The following is a 21,714-nucleotide window of genomic DNA, read 5'->3' as shown; positions in this document are numbered from 1 at the left end:
GCATGCGCATCCACATCGCGACGGACCACGCCGGTCTCGACTTCTCCACGCAGCTGCAGGAACACCTCACCCGGCAGGGGCATGAGGTCGTCGACCACGGTCCTGTCTCCTACGACCCGCTCGACGACTACCCGGCCTTCTGCATCCGCGCGGCACAGGCGGTCGCCGTCGACCAGGCCGCCGGTGTCGAAGCGCTCGGCGTGGTCTTCGGCGGCTCGGGCAACGGGGAGCAGATCGCCGCGAACAAGGTCCGCGGCATCCGGGCCGCGCTGGTGTGGAACCTGTCGACAGCCGAACTGGCCCGCGAGCACAACGACGCGAACGTCATCTCGATCGGCGCGCGCCAGCACACCTTCGAGGAGGCCGTCACGTTCATCGACCGCTTCCTCGCCACCCCGTTCTCCGGTGAGGAGCGCCACGCCCGGCGCATCGGGCAGCTGGCCGCCTACGAGATCGACGGCTCCCTGGCCCCCGACCCGCGGGCACACCTGCGCGGCGGCGAGTCGGTCGACGCGATCGATCCGGAAGCGGGCTGATGCCCGAAGGCCACTCCGTCCACCGCATCGCCCGGCAGTTCGCCCGCAACTTCGTGGGTCACCGCGTGGCGGCGTCCAGCCCGCAGGGTCGTTTCGCCGAGGGCGCTGCGGTCATCGACGGCCGGACGCCGACCGACGTGCGTGCGGTCGGCAAGCAGATGTTCCTCGAGTTCGACGACGATCTGTGGCTGCGGGTGCATCTCGGGCTCTACGGCGCGTGGGACTTCGCCGGGGAGATCCTCGTCGACCCGACCATCGCCTCGGCCAACGGGCGCATGGGTCAGACCAACCAGCGCGGCACCGACCTGGAGGAGCCGGTGTTCGACGCCGACGGCGAGAACTCCCTCACCTCCATCGGCGCGCCGCGTCGTGCGCGGGTGCACGTGCGCATGAGCGAGCAGACCAACCCGCTCGCCGATGAGGGCGACCAGTGGCCGCCGCCGGTGGTCGGTCAGGTGCGGCTGCGCCTGCTGACGGATGCCACGTGCGCCGACCTGCGCGGACCCACCGCGTGTGAGCTGCAGACGCCGGACGAGATGCTGGCGACGGTCGCGAAGCTCGGGCCGGACCCGCGCGTGGGTGACGTGGCCGAGGGCGAGGAGCGGTTCACGACGATCGTGCGGCGCAAGCCCACGGCCATCGGACAGCTGCTCATGGACCAGACCGTGGTCAGCGGCATCGGCAACGTCTACCGGGCCGAGATGCTGTTCCGCGCGCGCCTGAACCCCCATACGCCCGGCCGCGACGTGCCCGAGGCGACCGTGCGCGACCTGTGGCGCGATTGGGTGCGACTGCTCGCGATCGGCGTCGAGACCGGGCAGATGATGACCATGGACGACCTCGACCCGGAGGCGTACCGCAAGGCGATGGCCCATCGCGACGATCGGCACTGGGTGTATCACCGTGCCGGACTGCCGTGCCGGGTCTGCGGTACCGCGATCGTGCTCGAGGAGATGGCCGCGCGCAAGCTCTACTGGTGTCCGCGCTGCCAGGCCTGACCGCTCACAGATCGTCGACGGCGGGAGGCCCGGCCAGCCAGCTCACCTCGGTGTCGCGCAGCGCGACCCGCGCCCGGGCCATGGTGGTCAGGTAGGGGTCGGCTTTCTCGACCCCCTGCGTCACGTCCGCCAGGGCCGCGTCCAGCCTCGTCATGAGCGAAGATTAGCGCGTGGGCACCCTAGGCTGAATCCATGCGTCAGAACCCGAGCTTCGCGATGACCGACCTCGCCGAACTGCGGCGCGTCATCGACGAGAATCCGTGGATGATCCTGGTCAGCGACGCGCCGGAGGGGATGGTGGCCTCGCACTACGCCGTGCTGCTGGACGAGGACCGCGACGACCTCACGATCGTGGGCCATGTCGGCAAGCCCGACGACGCCATCCTGGGTCTCGGCGAGCGGGAGCTGCTGGTGATCGTGCAGGGGCCGCATGGGTACATCTCGCCCGGCTGGTACGGCGACGTGGCCGCGGTCCCGACCTGGAATTTCGTGTCGGTGCATCTCAGCGGCGTCCCCGAGATCCTGTCGACCGAGGAGAACCTGCGCGTGCTGGACCGGCTGGTCGCACGGTTCGAGAAGACGCTGCCGCACCCGCGTCTCATGTGGGAGCCACCCAACGACGAGGACTTCGTCCGCCGGCTGGAGCGCGGCACCGTCGGGTTCCGCCTGACCCCGACCAAGGTCGTCGCCAAGCGCAAGCTCAGCCAGAACAAGACCGACGAGATGGTCGACACGATCATCACCGAGCTCGAGGCCGGCAGCGGGCCGTACACCGATCCCCGCCTGCCCGCCGAGATGCGGCGCGCGCACGACAGCATCCGCGCCGCGCGCGAGGCCCGATGAGTCTGCAGCAGGGTGACACCGTCGATGTGATCGCGGGGGCCCGACTCACCGGCGTCGACCGGCTCGACCCGTTCGACGACGAGCCCGTCGACCTGCATCTGGCCGGCGGCGCCATCGTCGACGTCGCACCGGCCGGGGCGCTGCCCCGCCGTGGGGCGGTCCTCGACGCCGACGGGGCGTGGGTCGTCGCCGGGCTCTGGGACCATCACGTCCACACCGTCCAGTGGGCCCTCGTGGCCCAGCGCACCGCGCTCGGCGGGGCGGCCACAGCACAGGAGGCGGCGGCGATCATGTCGACCGCGCCGATCCTGGCCGACGGCCGGCGCGTGGGCACGGGTTTCCGCGACGCCCTCTGGCCCGACGTGCCCACCCTCGCTCTGCTGGATGCCGCCACCGGGCAGGTGCCGACCTATCTGATCAGTGCCGACGTGCACTGCGTGTGGCTCAACAGCGCGGCGCTGCGCCGCGAAGGGTTCGCCGTCGACGAGACCGGGGTGCTGCGGGAGGCGCCCGCGTTCGAGATCTCCCGACGCCTCAACGCCGTCGACCCGGTCGGCGGTGACCGACTCGTCGACCGTGCTCTGCGCGACGCCGCGTCCCGCGGCGTCGTCGGGATCGTCGACTTCGACATGGCGTGGAACGCCGAAGCCTGGGCGCGCCGGCTCGATGCCGGCTTCGCGGCGACCCGGGTCTCGTTCGCCGTGTACCCGGACCTGCTCGACCGTGCGCTCACGGAGGGACTGCGCACCGGTGACGCGCTCGACGCGGCCGGGCGGGTGCGCATGGGGCCGCTCAAGGTCATCACCGACGGATCACTGGGCACCCGGACCGCCGCCTGCTCGCATCCGTATCCCGGCGACCCGCACAACCGGGGCGTGCTCACCGTGCCCCCGCACGAACTCGTCGACCTGCTGATGCGCGCGACCGGTGGGGGATTGGCGGCCGCCGTGCACGCCATCGGCGATCTCGCCAACACCCACGCCCTCGACGCGTTCGCCGAAACCGGCGCACACGGCACCATCGAGCACGCCCAGCTGGTCGCCCACGCCGACATCGCGCGATTCGCGCGCCTCGGCATCGCCGCCAGCATCCAGCCGGAGCACGCGCTCGACGACCGGGACCTCACCGACACCATCTGGAGCACCCAGACCGCCGTGCCCTACCCGTTCCGGTCGCTGCACGACGCCGGGGCGAACCTGCTGCTCGGCTCGGACGCCCCGGTGGCGCCGCTGGACCCGTGGGCGGCGATGGCGGCCGCCGTGCTGCGCACCCGCGACGAGCGTCCGGCCTGGATGTCGTCCCAAGCCGTGTCGGCCGCGACGGCCCTGGCCGGATCGACCGCGGGCGGCACGGACACCGGCTGCGCGCTCGACGTGGGCGACGTCGCCGACCTCGTGCTCGTCGACCGCGACCCGCTCACCGCCGGCACGGCCCTGGCCTCCACCCAGGCGGTGGCGACCATGATCGAGGGGACCCTCACGCACCTGCGGGGCTGAGGCCACCACAGAGACACGGATGCCCCGGACCGCGGGGTCCGGGGCATCCGTTCGTCGTCAGGCCGCGAGGTGCGCCGAGAGGAACCAGCGGTCCTTCTCGAGGCTCGCCTTGATCCCGATGGCGACGTCCTGGCTGGTGAGGTCGACCTCGTCGAGGCCTTCGATGGCCGCCTGCACGTCGGGCAGCAGCGCGTCGATGTCGGCGACGATCGCCGCGACCTGCTGCTCCCAGGGGGTGAAGCCGGCCGGCACGGCCGTGGTGGTCGCCTTCTCGGCGACGGTCGCCACACGTGCGTCGATGGGCAGTCCCACCGCGATGATGCGCTCGGCCGCCTCGTCTGCCGACGCCTGCGCGTGGGCCACGACCTGGTCGAGGAGCTCGTGGATGGCGATGAAGTTCGCGCCACGGACGTTCCAGTGCGCCTGCTTGCCGTTGACCGCCAGCGCCTGCAGCCCCAGAACGACCGGGGTGAGGAACTGGGCGGTGCCCGCAGCGGCTTCCGGGCCTGCCGCGGTCGCTGACGTGTTCTGTGTCTTGGTCATCTCTGTTCGCCTCCGCTCGGCGGGTGAAATGTCCCGCATTGAGTCCAACGCTACTCAGCCGCAGGCATTCCGCAAGGAAGCGAAGGCTGTGCTAACGGTAGCCTCGGGGGCATGACCATTGCCGCTGATGCCACCGTCCTGACCGTCTCGGGCCGCGCCCCCGCGCTCGACCCGACGAGCTTCATCGCCCCCGGCGCACGGGTGATCGGTGACGTCACCGTCGGGGCGGAGGCGAGCATCTGGTACAACGCGGTGGTGCGCGGCGACAGCGCCGGCATCACCCTCGGCGCCGGCAGCAATCTGCAGGACAACGTGTCGGTGCACGTCGACTCCGGGCATCCCGTGATCATCGGGGCGAACGTCTCGGTGGGGCACAACGCGGTGGTGCACGGTTGCACGATCGGCGACGCGTCGCTCATCGGCATGGGCAGCGTCGTGCTGTCGGGCGCCGTGATCGGCAGCGGGTGCCTGATCGCCGGGGGAGCGGTCGTGCTGGAGGGCACCGTCGTGCCGGACGGCTCGCTCGTCGCGGGCGTGCCCGGCAAGGTGCGGCGCGCACTCACCGACGAGGAGAAGGCGGGCATCCGGCGCAACGCCGATGTCTACCGCGAGCACCTGGCGGCCCACGCCGCAGCCGTCGACGCACGCTGACGCACCGGCACGCGCGCGCCGTGATCGAGCAGTGGAGGGGCGGACGGGAATCGAACCCGCGTAATCAGTTTGGAAGCGTCCAAAGACCCTCAATTGAGATGCGCGGAATTCCAAGGAAAGCCGAGGTCAGCCGCGCAAACGAAGATACACCTGTTTACGCCATTTGACGCCTATTGACGGGGCCGGAGTACACGCGAGTACACGAAACCGGCCAAACGGGCCGCCTCAGTCCGTCATCTTGGACGCCTTGATCGCGCCGTGAACGGTCATACCGAGCACCGCCGCAATCTGGCCCCACGTGTGCCCGTCACGGCGCGCGTCGAGGATCAGCTGCGCGCGCTGCGCGTAGAGGCTCTGCACTGCGCGGTTCAGTTCGCCGTGTGCGCGGGCGAGCTCGTCAAGACTCATGCGTCGAGTGTAACCAGCAGTTGCCTCAACCCGGTGAGATATGTAACCATCAGTCGCATTACCTGGTGTGAGAGGGGTCACGGAATGAAGGGCACAGCGACGATCAGCCGCATCTGCGAGGGACGCCACCATGCAACCGGCCTCAACGGTCACGACAGGGGACCGGCGCGCCACGCGGTGCAGAATCGCTGCCCGGCGTGCGGATGGGCGCAGCTCGCGCACCTGTGCGCTGGACGGGTGTCATTCATCACCAGCGGCACCTACACGATGACCTGCCCGCAGTGCGGCCACGTCGCGAGCTGGCGCCAGTTCTGGGTGTTCATCGGCTCGCCGGATGAGCCCGCGCCAGTGCTCGAACCCGCTGGCGCGCCGCCGGTGGCCTCAGCCGCGGTCGCACCGACAACGCCGCCCACGGATGCCGAGGCGCTCCTACCCGCGTTCACCGACTACCTGGAGTCACGGCGCCGGGCAGCCGGCACGATCAAGCAGCGGACGCGCCATATCCGGCTACTCGCCAAGACCTTCCCGGACCTCGCTGAGGTGACCCCGGTCGAGCTCGACCAGTGGGTGCGCGACCAGAGTGACGGCAAGCGACCGGAGACCGTGAACACGATGATTAAGTCGTTGCGCGTGTTCTACAGCTGGGCTGACCGATTCGGCCTTATCCGCCCGAACCGCGCCACGCTGCTCGACCAGGTGCCCAATCCGCACCGCATGGGACGCACCGTCGACGATGACCGACTGGAAGCCGCGCTCCAGGGCGCGAGCGCTCGGGACCGGGCCATGATCCTGCTCGGCCGCGACGCCGGCTTACGGCTTACCGAGATCGCCACGCTGCACACGTCGATGCGTACCGGCGCGTGGTTGACCATCATCGGCAAGGGGAGCAAGCAGCGCCGCGCGGCGCTCACGCCGCGGCTGGCGGCGGCGCTGGATGCGATCGCACCCGCCGGGGGCGGCTACTACTTCCCGTCGAGGGATGGGGACGGGCACATGCACCCGATGAGCGTGAACAAGATCATCACGCGAGTCACGGGCGTCAACCCGCACGCACTGCGCCACGCGGCCGGCACCAGCGTGTACAACGCCACCAAGGATCTCCGAGCGACTCAGGCTTTCCTCGGCCACTCGTCGCCGACGACGACGGGCATCTACGTGCACGTGCTCGACGATGAGCTACGCAGCGCGACTATGGCCGGTGCGCTCGGCGCCCAGCAGCCGCCAGCCTAGACTGCGCCGCAGTCGCGCGGCGGGGCGAGGTCGGAGACAGCGAGTATCTCGCGGAATGTCTCTTCGGTCTGCGCTGCTGCGCAGTGCGCGTAGATCGAGTCGAGCAGTTCCTCAGCGGTCAGCCCCAGCTCATCCGCCAGGAGCTCCGAAAGTCGCTCGATGATCGCCACCGCCGCGCTAGCCAGCTCTGACACGACGTCCGCAAGCGTGCTGCCCTCGAACTGAAAGCCCACCTGCTCGGACGACTCCCGTTCTTTCAGGAGCGCGGCGTACACGAGCGCAGACGCGACGTTGAGGGTCAAAACAGCAGCCTCCCGCGCGTCACGTTCGCGACGATCTGGCCTTCCTTCAGCTGCGGCTTCCAGTTCCGCCACGCGCGGTCGTCAACGTCAACGATGACACGCTGTCGCTTGGGCGCCAGCTTCCGCCGCTCGAGCGCGTCAAGGTCCTCGTATGCGGTCTTGGTGTTCGCGTCGATCACGATCTGCTTGCCGTCCGGAAGCTTGATGATCTTGTTGCCGAGATCGTCGGTTTCGTTGGTCGCTTCACCGGCGCGCAGCGCATAGTCGTGCAGGGCGCGCGCCGCGTTCGCCGACTGCTCCCGGCCGAGCCGCATCGCCTCGGTCTGCAGCTCAAGCGCTTCCGTGCCGCGGGCTACCTCATCGCCGAGCGTGCGCTGCTCGGCGGTCATGGTCGACCGGTCCCACGAGTTGCTTGAGCCGGTGCTGGTCTCCTTGACGACCTCGCCCCATCGCTGCATCTTCGAGGTGAGCGAGTCCTGCACCACTTCGAGCGCGGTGGCGTCGCCGGCCATGGCGAGCATCGCGGTCGACACGGTGATGCCCCAGTCGCGCGCGTTGTCCCTCGCTTGCTGGTAGCGCTCCGGGTCGGTGGCGATCGCGTTCACTTCGCCGACGATGTGCGCGGCCGACACGATCTTTCCGGCCGACTCCTGATAGGCCTCGGCCCACTCCGCTGCGGCTCGGTTCAGCTCTTCCTGCTTCTTCTTGGCCTCTTCCATGCCGGCCGTGACCAGGCCGAGGCCGGCTGCGCCAGCGGCGAGGGCGAGCGCGCCGACAAGGCCGGCAGGCCCCGTCCCGGCGATGGATGCCGCGAGCCCGCCGAGCGTGTCCTGCCCGACTTGCCCCAGGTCCGACAGATCGCCCCGGAATGATGAGACGGCCTCGCCCAGGTTCGAGCCGATCTCGGTCTGCAGTTCCTTCGCACCGTCCTGTACGCGGCCGAGGCCCTGTTTCCCCGAGTCCCCGACCTTGCGGTACGACTCGCGGAACTCGCGTTCGATCGCGTCTGCAGTGCGCCTCGTTTCGTCGCCCAGCTTGTCGGTCGCGTCCTGCGCGTCCTTCATCGCCTGTTCGAGTTGATCCGGTCCGCGGTTCCGCCCGAGTTCTTCGAGGGCCTTCTCGGCGTCGTCGAGCGGGTCGATGATCCCGGCCTCGACGCCCTGCCGAAACGCCTTCGTCTCCGAGGCGATGCGGATGGTGATGTCACCAGCGGCCATGTTTCGTTCTCCTGTCGTGAGGTGGGGATGACCCCGCGCGCACCCGCCGGGAGGGCTATGCGACGAGCGCGCGCGGGGAGCGTCGGGCTATCCGCCCTGGTTCTGGTCGAGCCAATCGCTCACGGCGCCGGCTCGGGTCCGACCGTCTGCGAGCTGGACGGCAGCGTTGCGGGCGCGCAGCTGGTCGACAGCTTCGGCCCAGCAGTCACGGCACGATCGCATCCGCGGGACCTTCGAGTTGATCCCCGGTGACTTGTCGGTGTACAGGGCGACATGTCGGACCGCGACGGCCCCGTGCTTCTCGCAGACCGGGCACAGGTGCTCAGCGTCGAAACGAGCCTTCTGGCGGGCTGCCTTCTCCCGGGCGTCCTTGATGCGGTGTGCTTCCTGGATCGCCCGGATGTGACGGTACGTCTCCCACGCGCGGTCACTGTTCCTGAGCACGTCGGCAATGGTCGTGTCGAGCAGTGCTAGGAACTCATCCCGCTTCTCTTCGCTCCAGTAGTAGAGCCCAAGCTGCGCCTTGTGTTCGTCGCTGGGTTCACCCAGGACCCACTCGGAGAACACGAGCGAGTCCTCCCCGGTTACCAGCTTGGCGGGGCGGGTGACCCAGGTTGTCATCACGCCGGGGTGATGAACCCGGCCGGGTATCACCCCGTCGTACTCAATCGCGCCGAGAGCGTGCGCGAGGTGCTCGCCGAGGATGCCTGCGCGCTCGGGGTGCTGCGACATGACTCCTTCACCGCGCATCTCCCCGAGCCAGTCCCCCGCGGTGATCAGCGTGACGCTCTCATCGACGGTCGCGCGGGCGGCCGGGTAGTCCGCCTGCACCTCGTATGGTGTCCAGAGTTCAGGCCGATCCGCGGTCACGCGGGGCAGGCTTGAGGTGGGAGCGTCCGCATCACGGGACTTGATGCCGAACATCACGACATCACCCCCGCCAGCTGCTCGGCGACGCGCGCGGAGAGCGACCCGCCCTCGACCTCGGTGGAGCCGTTGAGCGTCTTGAACTGTCGGCGCGCCTCGGCCACGCAGACGATGCACGCGACGAGGTGCACCTTCTCCGGACGACCGGCCATGGTGTGTCGCTGGCCAACGTATCGGCGTTTGACGATGAATGCGGTACTTCCGCAGCAGGGGCATCCAGGCATTCTGGGAGCCTTTCGACGTGAGCGCCGGCGCCAGTTGAACGGCGGGCTATGTGTCGAGAGGGTCTGAACTCGCTCCCTTGTGGCTCACACTATACGCGCGTGGCACGCGCACCCCCTCGTGTGTCGGCAACGCCCGGCGTGTCGCACCTTCGCCGCGCGCGGCCGGGCAGACGGGGCATGGTGACACTGAGTATCATGGGCCGTGCGACGCAGTGTCATTCAGGGGGGGATTCTGCTGTTGGAGCCGAAGGCGGGGGTTACGCCGCCGACTAAAAAAGACGCGCGCTCGACGTGCGCCGGGTCGCGTCGCCCGAGGTCGCCGGGCCGCTGGTGATCGCGGCGCCGCGTCGTCCGCCGTCTGCTCGGTTGCAGCGGACGCACTCGGGTGCGAAGAGCGACAGGCCGTGAGGCGTCGGGGTCGCCGCTGGGGCACACGTCGAATGACGATCCCGGCTCGACGATTCGCGGCGGGCCGCCGCTGACCCGCAGGACTGGTCCGGGCTGCTGGCGGCGGGGCTGGTGAGTGCCCGGGTGGCCCTAGTTGTTCCTACTCTTCTTCTCCTACTCTTCCATGCGTAAAGGTATGGGAATAGGTAGGGACACCCGGGACAGCGCTACTGCCGACTGGCATCGGAACTGGGGACAGAACTAGGGACAGCTAGGGCAATGTGTGCGTTCAGCTAGGGACAGACCGGCCCGCACCCCCTCATTCTCGCTGCGCGGTCTCTCTCCCGGGAGGCGCGGAGGGGGGCGGGCCTAGCTCCCTGTCCCTAGCTCACAGCGGGTCGTCGTGCACGGTCTGCTCGACTCCGATGCCCTCGTACCAGTAGCCGCGCCGGCCGCCGTCGCGGCGACGGACGCGCGTGATGCCGTCGACCCGTTCGATGAGCCGTCTGCCGAACATGTTGTCGGCAAGCGGCCGGTAGCCCCGGGCGAGACACCAGCGGCGATATCGCTGGTAGACGAGTGTGCATGAGTCGGTCTGCAGTTCACCGAGGTAGACGCCCTCGTCCTCATCCAGCCAGAGCAGCAGCGGGTCGTCGGCGTCGTGGAGGCGGTCTGTCGCTTCGCGCGCCGCGGCTGGGGCATCGAACCTGCCGCGGGCCATGAGCCGCCGCAGCCCGTCCATTGCCACGTTGAAGATGCCGGCCGCGTCGTCGAGCAGCACCTGCTCGTCGAGCGCACGCAGCTCGCCGCGCGCGGCGAGGTCTTCGACGGGCACGGTGAAGTCAATGACTTCCCAGCGCCGCCGCCAGCCGGCCGAGTTGTCTGACGTACGGAAGTGGTTGTTTGACGCGAACAGGGGGACGGCGTAGGGCACGAACTCGAACGATTGCCCGAACTTGCGGGAGGCGCTGATCGAGTCTCCGCCCGTGATCTCCTTGAGGATCTGAGGGTCGCTCAGGAACTTGCTGGAGAGGTCGCCGCTGATGTTGGCGATCTTCCCGTAGAGCCCCGCCGTGGCGAATCGGTCATCGACCAGCTGGTGCATCGAGATCGAGCTGTAGGACTCTCGGCCGAGCAGCGCCCGGATGACCCGCATGAAGGTTCCCTTGCCGTTGCCGCCGGCGCCGTGCAGCAGGAATATCTTCTGCAGTGGGTTGCCGGTCATGAGCAGGTAGCCGATGATCTCCCACACGTGCCGCACGAGGTCGGCGTCGTTGGGCAGCACCTGGCCGAGCCACTCCGAGAAGGTGTGCGGGATCGCAGTCGGGTCGTGGGTGATGGGCAGCTTGGTGAGTGCGCCGAGTGCGGGCGAGTGAGGTTCGATCTCGTCGTCTTTCCACCAGTAGATGCCGTTGTCCAGCACGATGTAGTCGAGGTATCCGCTCGGCAGCTCTGGTAGTCCGACCGCGGGAAGCTCGACGTTCAGCAGGTGAGCGTCGACCTGGCCGAGCAGTGTGGCCGAGTAGCGGTCGCCGAGTTCGGCCGCGACGCGTCGGCGCACCGCGTCTTCGTCGCGCACGAACACACCGTCGCGGTACTCGTACATCTCACCGCCGACACCACGGCCGAGCGGTGTGGGCGTCGCGGCCACGTGCGCGGCGATTCTGGTAGCGGACGGCTTGTGCGTCGTCGGGTCGAGGAGATCGTCGTTCACCGCGGCAGCCCTCGCAGACGTTCGGGAAGGATCAACTCGTAGACGACGCGGCCGGGCTCGTCGGTATCGCAATGTGGGGTACGCGTGCCCAGCGATCCGGTCACCGGGTCAGCGGTCACGCTGGCCGGCCACCCGTGCGTGTGGCGCTCATGACCCCGGTAACGATCGCTATGCAGATCCGCGTAGGGGCAGAGCACCTCCACGCAGAGCGCCCCCGGGCGTCCTTCCGCCTGTCGCACCTCGACGACATGGGCAACCGGATAGGCGTCGACGGCGCCGGCGAGCACCATGGCGCCCAGGCCGGCGCGCAGACCCGCTTCCACCTCGAACCATGCCTCGATGGTGAGGCGCAGCGTTTCACCGATGAGCGTGAAGTTCCCATCGGTCGCGCGCAGGATGGTCGCTGAGAGTTCGGCGCCAGCCAGCGTGCCGGCGGCGATCGCGTCTCGCTGGCGGGGCGAGCAGCGGGTTAACGCGCGTAGGAACAGCGCGAGTGCCTCGTCCGATGCCATGTCAGATCACCCCGCGCTGCTTGAGCCAGTGCCAGCCGTCGCGCAGCTCCGACCGCGACGGCATGACGGTGCCGGGCGTGGCGGCGACGTAGGCGCCCATCGCGGCGCGCAACGCCCGCGAGTTCGGCGGAAGGTCGCGGACCGCGGGCGGGAGCGCGCTTAGCAGCGCGTAGACGCATCGCGCTGGCAACCTGGCGCCCTCGGGTAGCGGATCGGCCGCCCGTGAGGCGGTCATGCGCTGGCCTCGCGGGTGTTCTCGTCGATCCATGCGGCGAGGTCGGCGGGCTTGAACCGAACGAACTTGCCGACCTTCACGTACGGAATGCGACGGGTGCTCACCAGTGAGCGCAACGTGCGCTCACTGAGGCCGGTCGCTTCGACCGTCTCACGCAGACTCAGGGTGCGCAGGTCATCGAGCTTGGTGGACATGATGCCTCCCATTGGGAATGCAGAACACGACCGCCGCTCAGGGCGGTGCGTGTTGCCTCATTCCGTGGAGGTCTCACCATTACGCCAGACCCGATGTCTGACTCGTAACGCCCGACTGCGACTGAACGCAGCACCCCAGCGATACTGACCCGGTATACCCCTCTCCCAGGAGCACGGTTCCCGCCACTCTCGCGTGGATGGTTGGCCCTTATCCACGTCCGATGCGGTGAAGCTCTCGCTTCGCCGCTGTGCCGGTTTCTGGCATGACCCCCGGCGGGGCCTCATACCGGGCTGATCAGAAAGTAACACATTCTGTCGGCTGCTGAGGGTTAGTCACGCATGGTGTCACTTCGTCGCGTTTGCTACCCGAGCGCACGCAGGGTCGGGCGGCCGGCAGGTGCGGACAACAGCGCATCGAGCCGCTCGGCGAGCAGCTGGTCGCTGTCGTCGGCGGCGTGCGCATAGATCTGCGCGGCGCGCATCGTCGTGTGCCCGAGCCGCTTCTGCACGTCGGGCACCGAGGCGCCGATCCGGTAGGCGAGGGTGGCACCGGTGTGGCGGAGGTCGTGCCAGGTGAGGTCTTCGCGGTCGATGACGCGCCGTGCGTGGCCGAACAGCTTCGACAGTCGCGGAGTGCTCACCGGTGCGCCACTGTCGAGGGTGAACAGCAGGGCGTCGGGGGAGTCGTCGACGAACTCGGCCATGTGCTGCTCCAGTGTGGTGATGACGCCCCGGGGCAGGTGCACGGTTCGGCGGCTCTTGGCGGTCTTGGTCGGTCCGAACGTGATCGGCTGACCGGAGACTTGGATGAGCGCGCGCTCGACGCGCACGGCGCCGGCGTCGAGGTCGACGTGCCGGCGGGCGAGAGCGAACAGCTCGCCGTAGCGCAGCCCGGACCACGCCGCGAGGGTGACTGCGGCGGCCAGCCGCCGGGGCATGTGTGCGGCGAGCTGCTCGACCTCGGCGGGGCTGGCGGTCCCGCGCTCACGGGAGCGGATGACGCCGGCGCCCTTGATCTGGCAGGGGTTGGCCGCGAGCATCCCGTCGCTGACGGCAGTGAACAGCACGGCGCGCAGCACACGGTAGGCGTTCGCGGCGGCCGTCTGACCCGCGTTGTCCGGGGCGGGGCGGCCCTCGGGCACGGGTGACCCGGCCGCGCGCCACTCGGCCAGCAGCGCGGGGCTGATGCGTCCCGTGGGCGCGACGGTGTGGCCTTGTGCTCGCGCCCACACGCGTGCCGGGTGCGGATCGCGGGGGCTCGGCCGCGTCGCGCGCGTGGTCGCGGACTCGCGGGCGGTCTGGATGACGGCTGCATACCAGGTGCGGATGAGCGCGGGGGTGAGGTCGGCGACGTCGACGGCGCCCAGCTCGATGCCGCGCGAGCGCGCGCTCTGCCCGATCCGCGGCGAGATCCAGCGCTCGATCGTGCGGCGGTAGTACTCCAGGGTGCGCGGCGCGAGGTCCGGCCGCGCGTCGAGCCACGCGGCCGCGTAGTCGGCGAGGGTGATGCGGCCCGCGTCAGGGTCTCGCCACGTGCCGCGGGCGCGGTCGGCGTGCTCGGCGGCCAGCCATTCGCCGGCGGCGGTCTTGGACTCGAACGTGCGAGGCGCTGCGATCCGGCGGCCCTCGATGCGGTAGAACGCGCGCCACCTGCCCGAGGGCAGCCGCTGGATGGTGCCCCACTGGCCGGGGGCACGCCGGCCGGCGCGGCTCATCGTGCCGCCTCGGTCAGCGCGGCGGGCGCGTTGGCCGGCGCCCAGCTGGCGGCGGCGAGCCGTGCGCGGCGTGTCGCGGCGGCGGCGTGGGAGTCGATCGGCGCGAGCAGATCGGTGGGTGTGTGAGCCATGGTGGCCTCCCTCGGTCAGCACGTGAGTACACGTGAGTACACGAGAGGGTCTGAACTCGCTCCCTTACTGCCACCGAGCGGAGCCCGGAAAACTCACGTTGACCGGGCCTTTCTTCGGTGGAGGGGCGGACGGGAATCGAACCCGCGTAATCAGTTTGGAAGACTGAGGCTCTACCATTGAGCTACCGCCCCGCACGCGCCCGTGTGGACGCCTCGAAGAGTCTACAGCGCATTGTCGGCTAGACTGACCACGGCCGTTTTTCGGCGCTCGCCTGCGTGCGCGCCCGGGGCGTAGCTCAGCTTGGTAGAGCGCCCGCTTTGGGAGCGGGAGGCCGCAGGTTCAAATCCTGTCGCCCCGACACGGACCCCCAGACCCAGACAGACCGAACCAGCGCCCGCGCACGCGCGCGGGACTTGAGGAGACAACAGGAATGGTCACCAGCACCGTCGAGAAGCTGAGCCCCACCCGGGTGAAGCTGCACATCTCGGTCACGCCCGAGGAGCTCAAGCCGAGCATCGCGCACGCTTACGAGCACATCGCGCAGGACGTGCAGATCCCCGGCTTCCGCAAGGGCAAGGTGCCGGCGCCCATCATCGACCAGCGGATCGGCCGTGGCGCCGTCCTCGAGCACGCCGTCAGCGAAGGCCTCGACCAGTTCTACCGCGAGGCGGTCAACGCCAACGAGGTGCGCATCGTGGGCCGCCCGTCGGCGGAGATCGTGGAGTGGCCGAACGAGAAGGACTTCTCGGGCGACCTGAAGGTCACCGTCGAGGTCGACGTGCGCCCCGAGTTCGAGCTGCCCGCGTACGACGACGTCACCATCGAGGTCGACGCCGTCGAGACCGACGCCGCCGCGCTCGACACCGAGCTGGACAACCTGCGCGCCCGCTTCGGCACGCTGGTGACCGTCGACCGTCCCGCCGCGACCGGTGACTTCGTCGAGCTGGACCTCGTCGCCACCATCGACGGCACCGAGATCGACCGCGCCCAGGGCGTGTCCTACGAAGTCGGCTCCGGCGAGCTGCTCGAGGGCATCGACGAGGCCGTCGACTCGCTCACCGCCGGTGAGGAGACCACGTTCCGTTCGAAGCTGGTCGGCGGCGACCACGCCGGCGAGGAGGCCGAGGTCACCGTGACCGTCAAGGCCGTCAAGGAGCGCGAGCTCCCCGAGGCCGACGACGACTTCGCGCAGATGGCCAGCGAGTTCGACACCATCGCCGAACTGCGCGAGAGCCTGGCCGAGCGCGTCTCGCAGCAGGCCGTGTTCACGCAGGGCGCCGCCGCGCGCGACAAGCTGGTCGAGAAGCTCATCGAGCTCACCGACATCCCCGTGCCCGAGCAGCTGGTCGAGGACGAGGTCCACGCCCACCTCGAGGGCGAGGGCCGCCTGGACGACGACGTGCACCGCGCCGAGGTCACCGAGGCGAGCCAGAAGCAGTTCCGCACCCAGATGATCCTCGACAAGATCGTCGAGAAGCACGAGGTGCAGGTCTCGCAGGAGGAGCTGACCCAGTACCTCATCCAGTCGTCGGCGCAGTACGGCATGCCGCCGCAGGACTTCGTCAACGCGCTGCAGGAGAACGGTCAGCTGCCGCTCATGGTCGGCGAGGTCGCGCGCAACAAGGCCCTCGCCGTGGCCCTCGGCAAGGTGAAGGTCGTCGACACCGCCGGCAACGCGGTCGACCTGACCGGCTTCGCCGCCGTCGAGGACGAGGACGAGGCACCCGCCGAGGACGCACCCGCCGCCGAGGAGCCCGCGAAGAAGGCCCCGGCCAAGAAGAAGGCTCCGGCCAAGAAGAAGACCGACGCCGCCGACGAGGCTGCCGAGACGGCCCCGGCCGAGAAGGCGCCCGCGAAGAAGAAGGCCCCCGCCAAGAAGGCGCCGGCTAAGAAGGCCGCCGACGAGCCCGCGGCCGAGTAGCAGACGATCGAGAGGGGGTGGATGCCGGAGGTGCGGCATCCACCCCCTTCGTCGTCGTCGGGGCGACACGTCGTATGCCGACGGCGAACACGGGCGGGACGCGTTCGGCGCGTCGGTAGATTCGTACCGTACGAAAACGGAACCAGGAGCATTCATGGCTGAACCACTTGTCGCGACGAGCGTCTTCGACAGGCTGCTGAAAGACCGCATCATCTGGCTGGGGTCGGAGGTGCGGGATGAGAACGCCAACGAGATCTGCGCGAAGATCCTGCTGCTGGCCGCCGAAGACCCGCAGAAGGACATCTACCTCTACATCAACTCGCCCGGCGGGTCGATCACGGCCGGCATGGCCATCTACGACACGATGCAGTTCGTCCCCAACGACATCGTGACCGTCGGCATCGGCATGGCCGCCTCGATGGGCCAGCTGCTGCTGACGGCCGGCACGAAGGGCAAGCGCTACATCACCCCGAACGCGCGTGTCCTGCTGCACCAGCCGCACGGCGGGTTCGGCGGCACCGCCAGCGACATCCAGACGCAGGCCCAGCTGATCCTCGACATGAAGAAGCGCCTGGCCGAGATCACCGCGGCCCAGACCGGCAAGACCGTCGAGCAGATCAACGCCGACGGCGACCGGGACCGCTGGTTCACCGCCGACGAGGCGCTCGAGTACGGCTTCGTCGACCACATCCGCGAATCCGCCTCCGATGTCATCGGCGGCGGCGGCACCGACCAGTGAGCTCCGGAGGACGCACCACGATGAACACACCCGCCTACGGCCTCCCGCACGGCCTGCAGATGCCCTCCAGCCGCTACATCCTGCCGCAGTTCGAAGAGCGCACGGCGTACGGCTACAAGCGCCAGGACCCGTACAACAAGCTGTTCGAAGACCGCGTGATCTTCCTCGGCGTGCAGGTCGACGACGCGTCGGCCGACGACGTGATGGCCCAGCTGCTCGTGCTCGAGTCCCAGGACCCCGACCGCGACATCATCATGTACATCAACTCCCCGGGCGGCTCGTTCACGGCGATGACCGCGATCTACGACACGATGCAGTACGTGTCGCCGGAGATCCAGACCGTCGTGCTCGGCCAGGCCGCGTCGGCCGCCTCCGTGCTGCTGGCCGCCGGCGCCCCCGGAAAGCGGCTCGCGCTGCCCAACGCCCGCATCCTCATGCACCAGCCGGCCGTCGGCGAGTCCGGCCACGGTCAGGCCTCGGACATCGAGATCCAGGCCGCCGAGATCATGCGCATGCGCACGTGGCTCGAGGAGACGATGGCCAAGCACACCAACCGCTCGGCGGAGCAGGTGCACAAGGACATCGACCGCGACATGATCCTGTCGGCCGAGGAAGCGCTCGAGTACGGCATCGTCGACCAGGTGCTCACCTCGCGCAAGCGCACGCCCGCGGCGATCACGTCCTGAGAGATCCCGCTGATGATGCTGCCCCGTCGATCAGTCGGCGGGGCAGCGTCGTCCGGGCTCGGACACAACGCGACGCAAATCCGCCGCATGTCGGCGTGTGCGGTTAGGCTCGAATTCGTCCCGCATGGCCTGAAGGAGGCGCAACATGGCTCGCATCGGTGAAAGTGCCGACCTGTTCAAGTGCTCCTTCTGCGGAAAGAGCCAGAAGCAGGTGCAGCAGTTGATCGCCGGCCCCGGCGTGTACATCTGTGACGAGTGCGTCGAGCTGTGCAACGAGATCATCGAAGAGCGCATGGCCGAATCCGGCGAGGGCGCCGTCGCCGATTTCGATCTGCCCAAGCCGCGCGAGATCTTCGCCTTCCTCGAGGAGTACGTCGTCGGGCAGGATGCCGCGAAGAAGGCGCTGTCGGTGGCGGTGTACAACCACTACAAGCGCGTCCGCGCGCACAGCACGCTGCAACCGGCCGAGCACCGGGCCGACGAGGTCGAGATCGCCAAGAGCAACATCCTGCTGCTGGGTCCCACCGGCTGCGGCAAGACCTACCTCGCGCAGACCCTGGCCAAGCGCCTGAACGTGCCGTTCGCCGTGGCCGACGCGACCGCGCTGACCGAGGCGGGGTATGTCGGCGAGGATGTCGAGAACATCCTGCTCAAGCTCCTGCAGGCCGCCGACTTCGACGTGAAGCGCGCCGAGACCGGGATCATCTACATCGACGAGGTCGACAAGATCGCCCGCAAGGCCGAGAACCCCTCCATCACCCGCGACGTGTCGGGGGAGGGTGTCCAGCAGGCGCTGCTGAAGATCCTCGAGGGCACGGTCGCGTCGGTGCCCCCGCAGGGTGGGCGCAAGCACCCCCACCAGGAGTTCATCCAGATCGACACCACGAACGTGCTGTTCATCGTGGCGGGCGCCTTCGCCGGTCTCGAGGAGATCATCTCCTCGCGGGTGGGCCGGCACGGCGTCGGGTTCGGCGCGCCCCTGCACGACAAGGGCCGCGACCTCGACCTGTTCAGCGAGGTCGAGCCGGAGGACCTGCACAAGTTCGGCCTCATCCCCGAGTTCATCGGCCGTCTCCCGGTGGTCACGTCGGTCGCGCCGCTCGACCAGGCCGCACTCATCGAGATCCTGACGGGCCCGAAGAACGCGTTCGTCAAGCAGTACCAGCGGATGTTCCAGCTCGACGGAGTCGAGCTCGAGTTCGACGACGACGCGCTCCGGGCGATCGCCGATCTGGCCGTGGCCCGCAAGACGGGTGCGCGCGGCCTGCGCGCCATCCTCGAAGACGTGCTGGGGCCGATCATGTTCGAGATCCCGTCCGCCGAGGACGTGGCGAAGGTCGTCGTCACCGCCGACGCGGTGACCGCCGGGGCCCCGCCCACGCTCGTGCTCAGCCAGCCCAAGCGCAAGAGCGCCTGATCTGATCGCCCTCCGTCGCCCCACCGGGGCGTCCCGCCGGCGTCGACGTCGGAGGCCGGACCTAGGCTGACGCCATGGGACGCATCCTGTTCGACACCGCTGCCACGCTCAACGGCTGGATCGCCGACGAGCACAACTCCTTGGCGTGGCTGTTCGCCGTACCGGGCGGCGCCACTCCCGACCCCGGCCTGCTGCCGACCGACGTGGGGGTCTTCGTGGAAGGGTCCACGACCTACGAGTGGATCCTGGCCGAGTCCGACATCCTCGCCCACCCCGAGAAGTGGCGCGAGTTCCACGGCGACCGCCCGACGTTCGTGTTCACCACCCGACGCCTGCCGGTCCCCGCGGGCGCCGACGTCAGGTTCCTGTCCGGTGCGGTCGCCGACGCCCTGCCCACGCTGCGGGCGGCCGCCGGCGCGTCCGACATCTGGGTCGTCGGCGGGGGAGACCTCGCCGGCCAGTTCCTCGATGCGAACGCGCTCGACGAGATCGCCGTGTCGATCGCGCCGGTGCTGCTCACCGGCGGTGCGCCCCTGCTGCCGCGCCGCGTCGAGTCCGACCGTCTGCGCCTGGTCTCCGCGCGCGCCGCCGGTCAGTTCGCCCGCCTCGTCTACGAGGTCAGCCGGTCAGCCCCCGGCGCTTCAGCAGCGGAGTGATCTCGGCGTCCCGGCCTCGGAAGTCCCGGTAGGCCGCCAACGGATCCGCCGCGCCACCGACACCGAGCAGACGCTGCCGGAAGCGTTCCCCGTTCGCGCGTGTGAGACCGCCGTTCTCGCGGAACCACTCGACGGTGTCGGCATCCAGCACCTCACTCCAGATGTACGAGTAGTACCCGGCGCTGTACCCGCCGGAGAAGACATGGGCGAAGTAGGTCGAGGCGTAGCGCGGGGGCACGGCCGGATCGTCCAGCCCGATGTCCGCCAGGGCGGCCGCCTGGAACGCGGCGACGTCGTCGACCTCGGCGGCCTCTTCGACCGACAGCGAGTGCCACATCTGGTCGAGCCACGCGGCGGCCAGATACTCGCTGGTCGCGAAGCCCTGGTTGAACGTCTCCGATTCCCTGATCTTCGCCACCACGTCGTCGGGCAGCGGCTCACCGGTGTCGATGTGCCGCGCATACCCGGCGAGGATCTCCGGCCAGTAGATCCACATCTCGTTGACCTGACTGGGGAACTCGACGAAGTCGCGGAACACCGCGGTGCCGGCGAAGTGCGGGTACGTCACGGTCGCGAACAGTCCGTGCAGCGCGTGTCCGAACTCGTGGAACAGGGTCGTGACCTCATCGAGGGTGAGGAGCGTGGGCTGCCCGGCCGCCGGCTCCGGCACGTTGAGGTTGTTGACCACGACCGGCAGGGTGCCGCGCAGCCGTGACTGCGACACGATGGAGTTCATCCACGCGCCGCCGCGCTTGGTGTCGCGGGTGTACAGGTCGAGGATGTACAGGCCCAGCGCGGAGCCGTCCTCGTTGTGCACCTCGAAGACGCGGGCACCGGGGTGGTAGGCCGGCAGGTCCTCGCGCTCGGTGAACGTGAGGCCGTACAGCAGGGATGCCGCCCGGAACACCCCGTCCTGGAGCACCCGCTCGGCTTCGAACCATGGGCGCAGCGCGGTGCGATCGAGGTCGTACCGGGCTGCGCGCACCTGCTCGGTGTAGTACGCCCAGTCGTGCGCTTGCAGCATCCGTCCTTCGCCCGCCTCGTCGAGGAGCTGCTGCAACGCGTCGCGCTCGCGGCGTGCGTTGGCGGCAGCCGGGGCGGCGAGCCGGCGCAGGAGCGTGTGGACGGCTTCGGGGGAGCCGGCGGTCTCATCGCTGGTGACGTATGCCGCGTGGCTGGCGTACCCGAGCAGCGCGGCACGCTCGGCACGCAGCCGGACGATCTCGAGCAGGACCGCACTGTTGTCCTGCGCGTTGCCCCGCGATCCACGGGCGCGCGATGCTTCCATCAGACGGGCGCGCGAGTCCGCGCGCGTGAGCGTCGACAGGTGGGGGTGCCCGGTGAACAGCGTCAGGGTCACGACATACTTGCCGTCGAGGCCGCGGTCGGCCGCGTTCCGCGCGGCGGCGGACAGCTCGCCCTCGGTCAGCCCGTCGAGCTCGGCGACGTCGTCGAACACCACGGCGAGATCGTTCGTGTCGGCCAGGAGGTTCTTCTCGAAGGTCGTCGTGAGCACCGAGAGGCGCTGATTCAATGCCGTCAGGCGTTGCTTCTGCTCATCGTCGAGCGCCGCGCCGGCATGGGTCATCTCAGTGAAGTGGCGCTGGACGAGATACCGCGACTCCGGATCCAGGTCAAGCTCGTCGAGGCGATCGTGAACGGCTTTCACCCGCTGGTACAGGTGGCCGTCCAACCCGATGGCGTCCTGATGTGCCGCCATCAGCGGGGCGAGTTGCTCCTCGATCGCCTGGATGTCGCCGGTCGCATCGGCGGAGGACACCGTGTAGAAGGTGCGCGCGACACGGTCGAGAAGTTCCCCGGCGCGCTCCAGCGGGACGAGGGTGTTCTCGAAGGTGGGCACCGACCGCACCCGGGTGATCGCGTCGATCTCGGCACGATGCTCGGCGAACGCCACCTCGAACGCCGGCAGGTAGTGCTCGGGCCGGATCCGGCGATAGTCGGGCAGCCCGTACGGGAGAGTGCTGGGGGCCAGCAGGGGATTGGTCGCGGCATCCGTCATGGACCTCAGCC

At 69.2% G+C, this 21,714-nt stretch carries 24 protein-coding genes and 2 tRNA genes; 12 read left to right on the top strand and 14 right to left on the bottom strand.

What is annotated here, in order from left to right; all coding sequences use genetic code 11:
• The first annotated feature begins 2 nt into the window (after positions 1-2).
• Both ACQ143_RS02485 and ACQ143_RS02480 read left to right on the top strand, forming a co-directional pair.
• Positions 3-536, top strand: a complete 534-nt coding sequence (locus ACQ143_RS02485) for a ribose-5-phosphate isomerase (RefSeq protein ID WP_449569136.1) — start codon at positions 3-5, stop codon at positions 534-536.
• Positions 536-1,534, top strand: a complete 999-nt coding sequence (locus ACQ143_RS02480; protein ID WP_449569135.1) for an Fpg/Nei family DNA glycosylase — start codon at positions 536-538, stop codon at positions 1,532-1,534. Before ACQ143_RS02485 ends, ACQ143_RS02480 begins: the two co-directional genes overlap by 1 nt.
• A 4-nt stretch (positions 1,535-1,538) precedes the next feature.
• Here the strand turns inward: ACQ143_RS02480 and ACQ143_RS02475 are convergent, their stop codons facing one another.
• Positions 1,539-1,688: a hypothetical protein gene (locus tag ACQ143_RS02475; protein ID WP_449569134.1), complete on the bottom strand. Its 150-nt coding sequence runs from the start codon at positions 1,686-1,688 to the stop codon at positions 1,539-1,541.
• Between the two features lie 38 nt (positions 1,689-1,726).
• Here ACQ143_RS02475 and ACQ143_RS02470 point away from each other — a divergent pair, with 38 nt between their 5' ends.
• Both ACQ143_RS02470 and ACQ143_RS02465 read left to right on the top strand, forming a co-directional pair.
• On the top strand, positions 1,727-2,377 hold the full coding sequence (locus tag ACQ143_RS02470) for an FMN-binding negative transcriptional regulator (RefSeq protein ID WP_449569133.1): 651 nt from the start codon (positions 1,727-1,729) through the stop codon (positions 2,375-2,377).
• Complete coding sequence (locus ACQ143_RS02465) at positions 2,374-3,873, top strand: amidohydrolase (RefSeq protein ID WP_449569132.1); 1,500 nt, start codon at positions 2,374-2,376, stop codon at positions 3,871-3,873. Before ACQ143_RS02470 ends, ACQ143_RS02465 begins: the two co-directional genes overlap by 4 nt.
• Positions 3,874-3,930: 57 nt before the next feature.
• Here the strand turns inward: ACQ143_RS02465 and ACQ143_RS02460 are convergent, their stop codons facing one another.
• Positions 3,931-4,416: a Dps family protein gene (locus ACQ143_RS02460; RefSeq protein WP_449569131.1), complete on the bottom strand. Its 486-nt coding sequence runs from the start codon at positions 4,414-4,416 to the stop codon at positions 3,931-3,933.
• A gap of 111 nt (positions 4,417-4,527) precedes the next feature.
• Between ACQ143_RS02460 and ACQ143_RS02455 the strand changes: the two genes are divergently transcribed.
• On the top strand, positions 4,528-5,067 hold the full coding sequence (locus tag ACQ143_RS02455) for a gamma carbonic anhydrase family protein (protein ID WP_449569130.1): 540 nt from the start codon (positions 4,528-4,530) through the stop codon (positions 5,065-5,067).
• Between the two features lie 225 nt (positions 5,068-5,292).
• Here the strand turns inward: ACQ143_RS02455 and ACQ143_RS02450 are convergent, their stop codons facing one another.
• A complete protein-coding gene (locus ACQ143_RS02450) occupies positions 5,293-5,475 on the bottom strand; it encodes a hypothetical protein (RefSeq protein ID WP_449569129.1) in 183 nt (60 codons plus the stop codon).
• A 237-nt stretch (positions 5,476-5,712) separates the two neighbouring features.
• Here ACQ143_RS02450 and ACQ143_RS02445 point away from each other — a divergent pair, with 237 nt between their 5' ends.
• Positions 5,713-6,705 carry a tyrosine-type recombinase/integrase gene (locus ACQ143_RS02445; protein ID WP_449569128.1) on the top strand — a complete coding sequence of 331 codons (993 nt, stop codon included), beginning with the start codon at positions 5,713-5,715 and terminating at the stop codon, positions 6,703-6,705.
• Here ACQ143_RS02445 and ACQ143_RS02440 read toward each other — a convergent pair.
• From ACQ143_RS02440 to ACQ143_RS02395, 10 genes are all read right to left on the bottom strand, one after another.
• On the bottom strand, positions 6,702-7,007 hold the full coding sequence (locus tag ACQ143_RS02440; RefSeq protein ID WP_449569127.1) for a hypothetical protein: 306 nt from the start codon (positions 7,005-7,007) through the stop codon (positions 6,702-6,704). The two genes, ACQ143_RS02445 and ACQ143_RS02440, sit on opposite strands and share 4 nt — an antisense overlap.
• Positions 7,004-8,224, bottom strand: coding sequence for a hypothetical protein (locus tag ACQ143_RS02435; RefSeq protein ID WP_449569126.1), 1,221 nt, complete (start codon positions 8,222-8,224; stop codon positions 7,004-7,006). The genes ACQ143_RS02440 and ACQ143_RS02435 overlap by 4 nt, the downstream gene beginning before the upstream one ends.
• 87 nt (positions 8,225-8,311) lie before the next feature.
• Positions 8,312-9,151 (bottom strand): hypothetical protein, encoded by an 840-nt coding sequence (locus ACQ143_RS02430; RefSeq protein ID WP_449569125.1) that lies wholly within the window; start codon positions 9,149-9,151, stop codon positions 8,312-8,314.
• The gene (locus ACQ143_RS02425) at positions 9,148-9,303 is read right to left on the bottom strand and encodes a hypothetical protein (protein ID WP_449569124.1); all 156 of its coding nucleotides are present in this window, start codon (positions 9,301-9,303) and stop codon (positions 9,148-9,150) included. Before ACQ143_RS02425 ends, ACQ143_RS02430 begins: the two co-directional genes overlap by 4 nt.
• 847 nt (positions 9,304-10,150) lie before the next feature.
• Positions 10,151-11,476 carry a DNA primase family protein gene (locus ACQ143_RS02420; RefSeq protein WP_449569123.1) on the bottom strand — a complete coding sequence of 442 codons (1,326 nt, stop codon included), beginning with the start codon at positions 11,474-11,476 and terminating at the stop codon, positions 10,151-10,153.
• The gene (locus tag ACQ143_RS02415; protein WP_449569122.1) at positions 11,473-11,988 is read right to left on the bottom strand and encodes a hypothetical protein; all 516 of its coding nucleotides are present in this window, start codon (positions 11,986-11,988) and stop codon (positions 11,473-11,475) included. The genes ACQ143_RS02420 and ACQ143_RS02415 overlap by 4 nt, the downstream gene beginning before the upstream one ends.
• A gap of 231 nt (positions 11,989-12,219) precedes the next feature.
• On the bottom strand, positions 12,220-12,417 hold the full coding sequence (locus ACQ143_RS02410; RefSeq protein ID WP_449569121.1) for a helix-turn-helix domain-containing protein: 198 nt from the start codon (positions 12,415-12,417) through the stop codon (positions 12,220-12,222).
• A 362-nt stretch (positions 12,418-12,779) separates the two neighbouring features.
• The gene (locus ACQ143_RS02405; RefSeq protein WP_449569120.1) at positions 12,780-14,132 is read right to left on the bottom strand and encodes a tyrosine-type recombinase/integrase; all 1,353 of its coding nucleotides are present in this window, start codon (positions 14,130-14,132) and stop codon (positions 12,780-12,782) included.
• Positions 14,129-14,263: a hypothetical protein gene (locus ACQ143_RS02400; protein ID WP_449569119.1), complete on the bottom strand. Its 135-nt coding sequence runs from the start codon at positions 14,261-14,263 to the stop codon at positions 14,129-14,131. The genes ACQ143_RS02405 and ACQ143_RS02400 overlap by 4 nt, the downstream gene beginning before the upstream one ends.
• A 118-nt stretch (positions 14,264-14,381) precedes the next feature.
• A tRNA-Gly gene (locus ACQ143_RS02395) sits at positions 14,382-14,455 on the bottom strand.
• A gap of 93 nt (positions 14,456-14,548) precedes the next feature.
• Here ACQ143_RS02395 and ACQ143_RS02390 point away from each other — a divergent pair.
• The 6 genes from ACQ143_RS02390 to ACQ143_RS02365 all read left to right on the top strand — a co-directional run bounded on the left by ACQ143_RS02390 (position 14,549) and on the right by ACQ143_RS02365 (position 19,683).
• Positions 14,549-14,622, top strand: a tRNA-Pro gene (locus ACQ143_RS02390).
• Between the two features lie 72 nt (positions 14,623-14,694).
• Entirely contained in the window at positions 14,695-16,185 is a 1,491-nt protein-coding gene (tig, locus tag ACQ143_RS02385) for a trigger factor (protein ID WP_449569118.1), read from the top strand.
• A 154-nt stretch (positions 16,186-16,339) separates the two neighbouring features.
• Complete coding sequence (locus ACQ143_RS02380; RefSeq protein ID WP_449569117.1) at positions 16,340-16,924, top strand: ATP-dependent Clp protease proteolytic subunit; 585 nt, start codon at positions 16,340-16,342, stop codon at positions 16,922-16,924.
• A gap of 20 nt (positions 16,925-16,944) precedes the next feature.
• Positions 16,945-17,610: an ATP-dependent Clp protease proteolytic subunit gene (locus tag ACQ143_RS02375; protein ID WP_449569116.1), complete on the top strand. Its 666-nt coding sequence runs from the start codon at positions 16,945-16,947 to the stop codon at positions 17,608-17,610.
• A gap of 145 nt (positions 17,611-17,755) precedes the next feature.
• Complete coding sequence (clpX, locus tag ACQ143_RS02370; protein WP_449569115.1) at positions 17,756-19,027, top strand: ATP-dependent Clp protease ATP-binding subunit ClpX; 1,272 nt, start codon at positions 17,756-17,758, stop codon at positions 19,025-19,027.
• A gap of 74 nt (positions 19,028-19,101) precedes the next feature.
• Positions 19,102-19,683: a dihydrofolate reductase family protein gene (locus ACQ143_RS02365; RefSeq protein ID WP_449569114.1), complete on the top strand. Its 582-nt coding sequence runs from the start codon at positions 19,102-19,104 to the stop codon at positions 19,681-19,683.
• Here ACQ143_RS02365 and ACQ143_RS02360 read toward each other — a convergent pair.
• On the bottom strand, positions 19,646-21,703 hold the full coding sequence (locus tag ACQ143_RS02360) for a M3 family metallopeptidase (protein WP_449569113.1): 2,058 nt from the start codon (positions 21,701-21,703) through the stop codon (positions 19,646-19,648). The two genes, ACQ143_RS02365 and ACQ143_RS02360, sit on opposite strands and share 38 nt — an antisense overlap.
• Positions 21,704-21,714 lie beyond the last annotated feature (11 nt).

This window comes from Microbacterium pollutisoli, from assembly GCF_053586795.1.
Note: the sequence above shows the minus strand (reverse complement) of the source record. Positions and strands in the feature narration are given on the sequence as shown.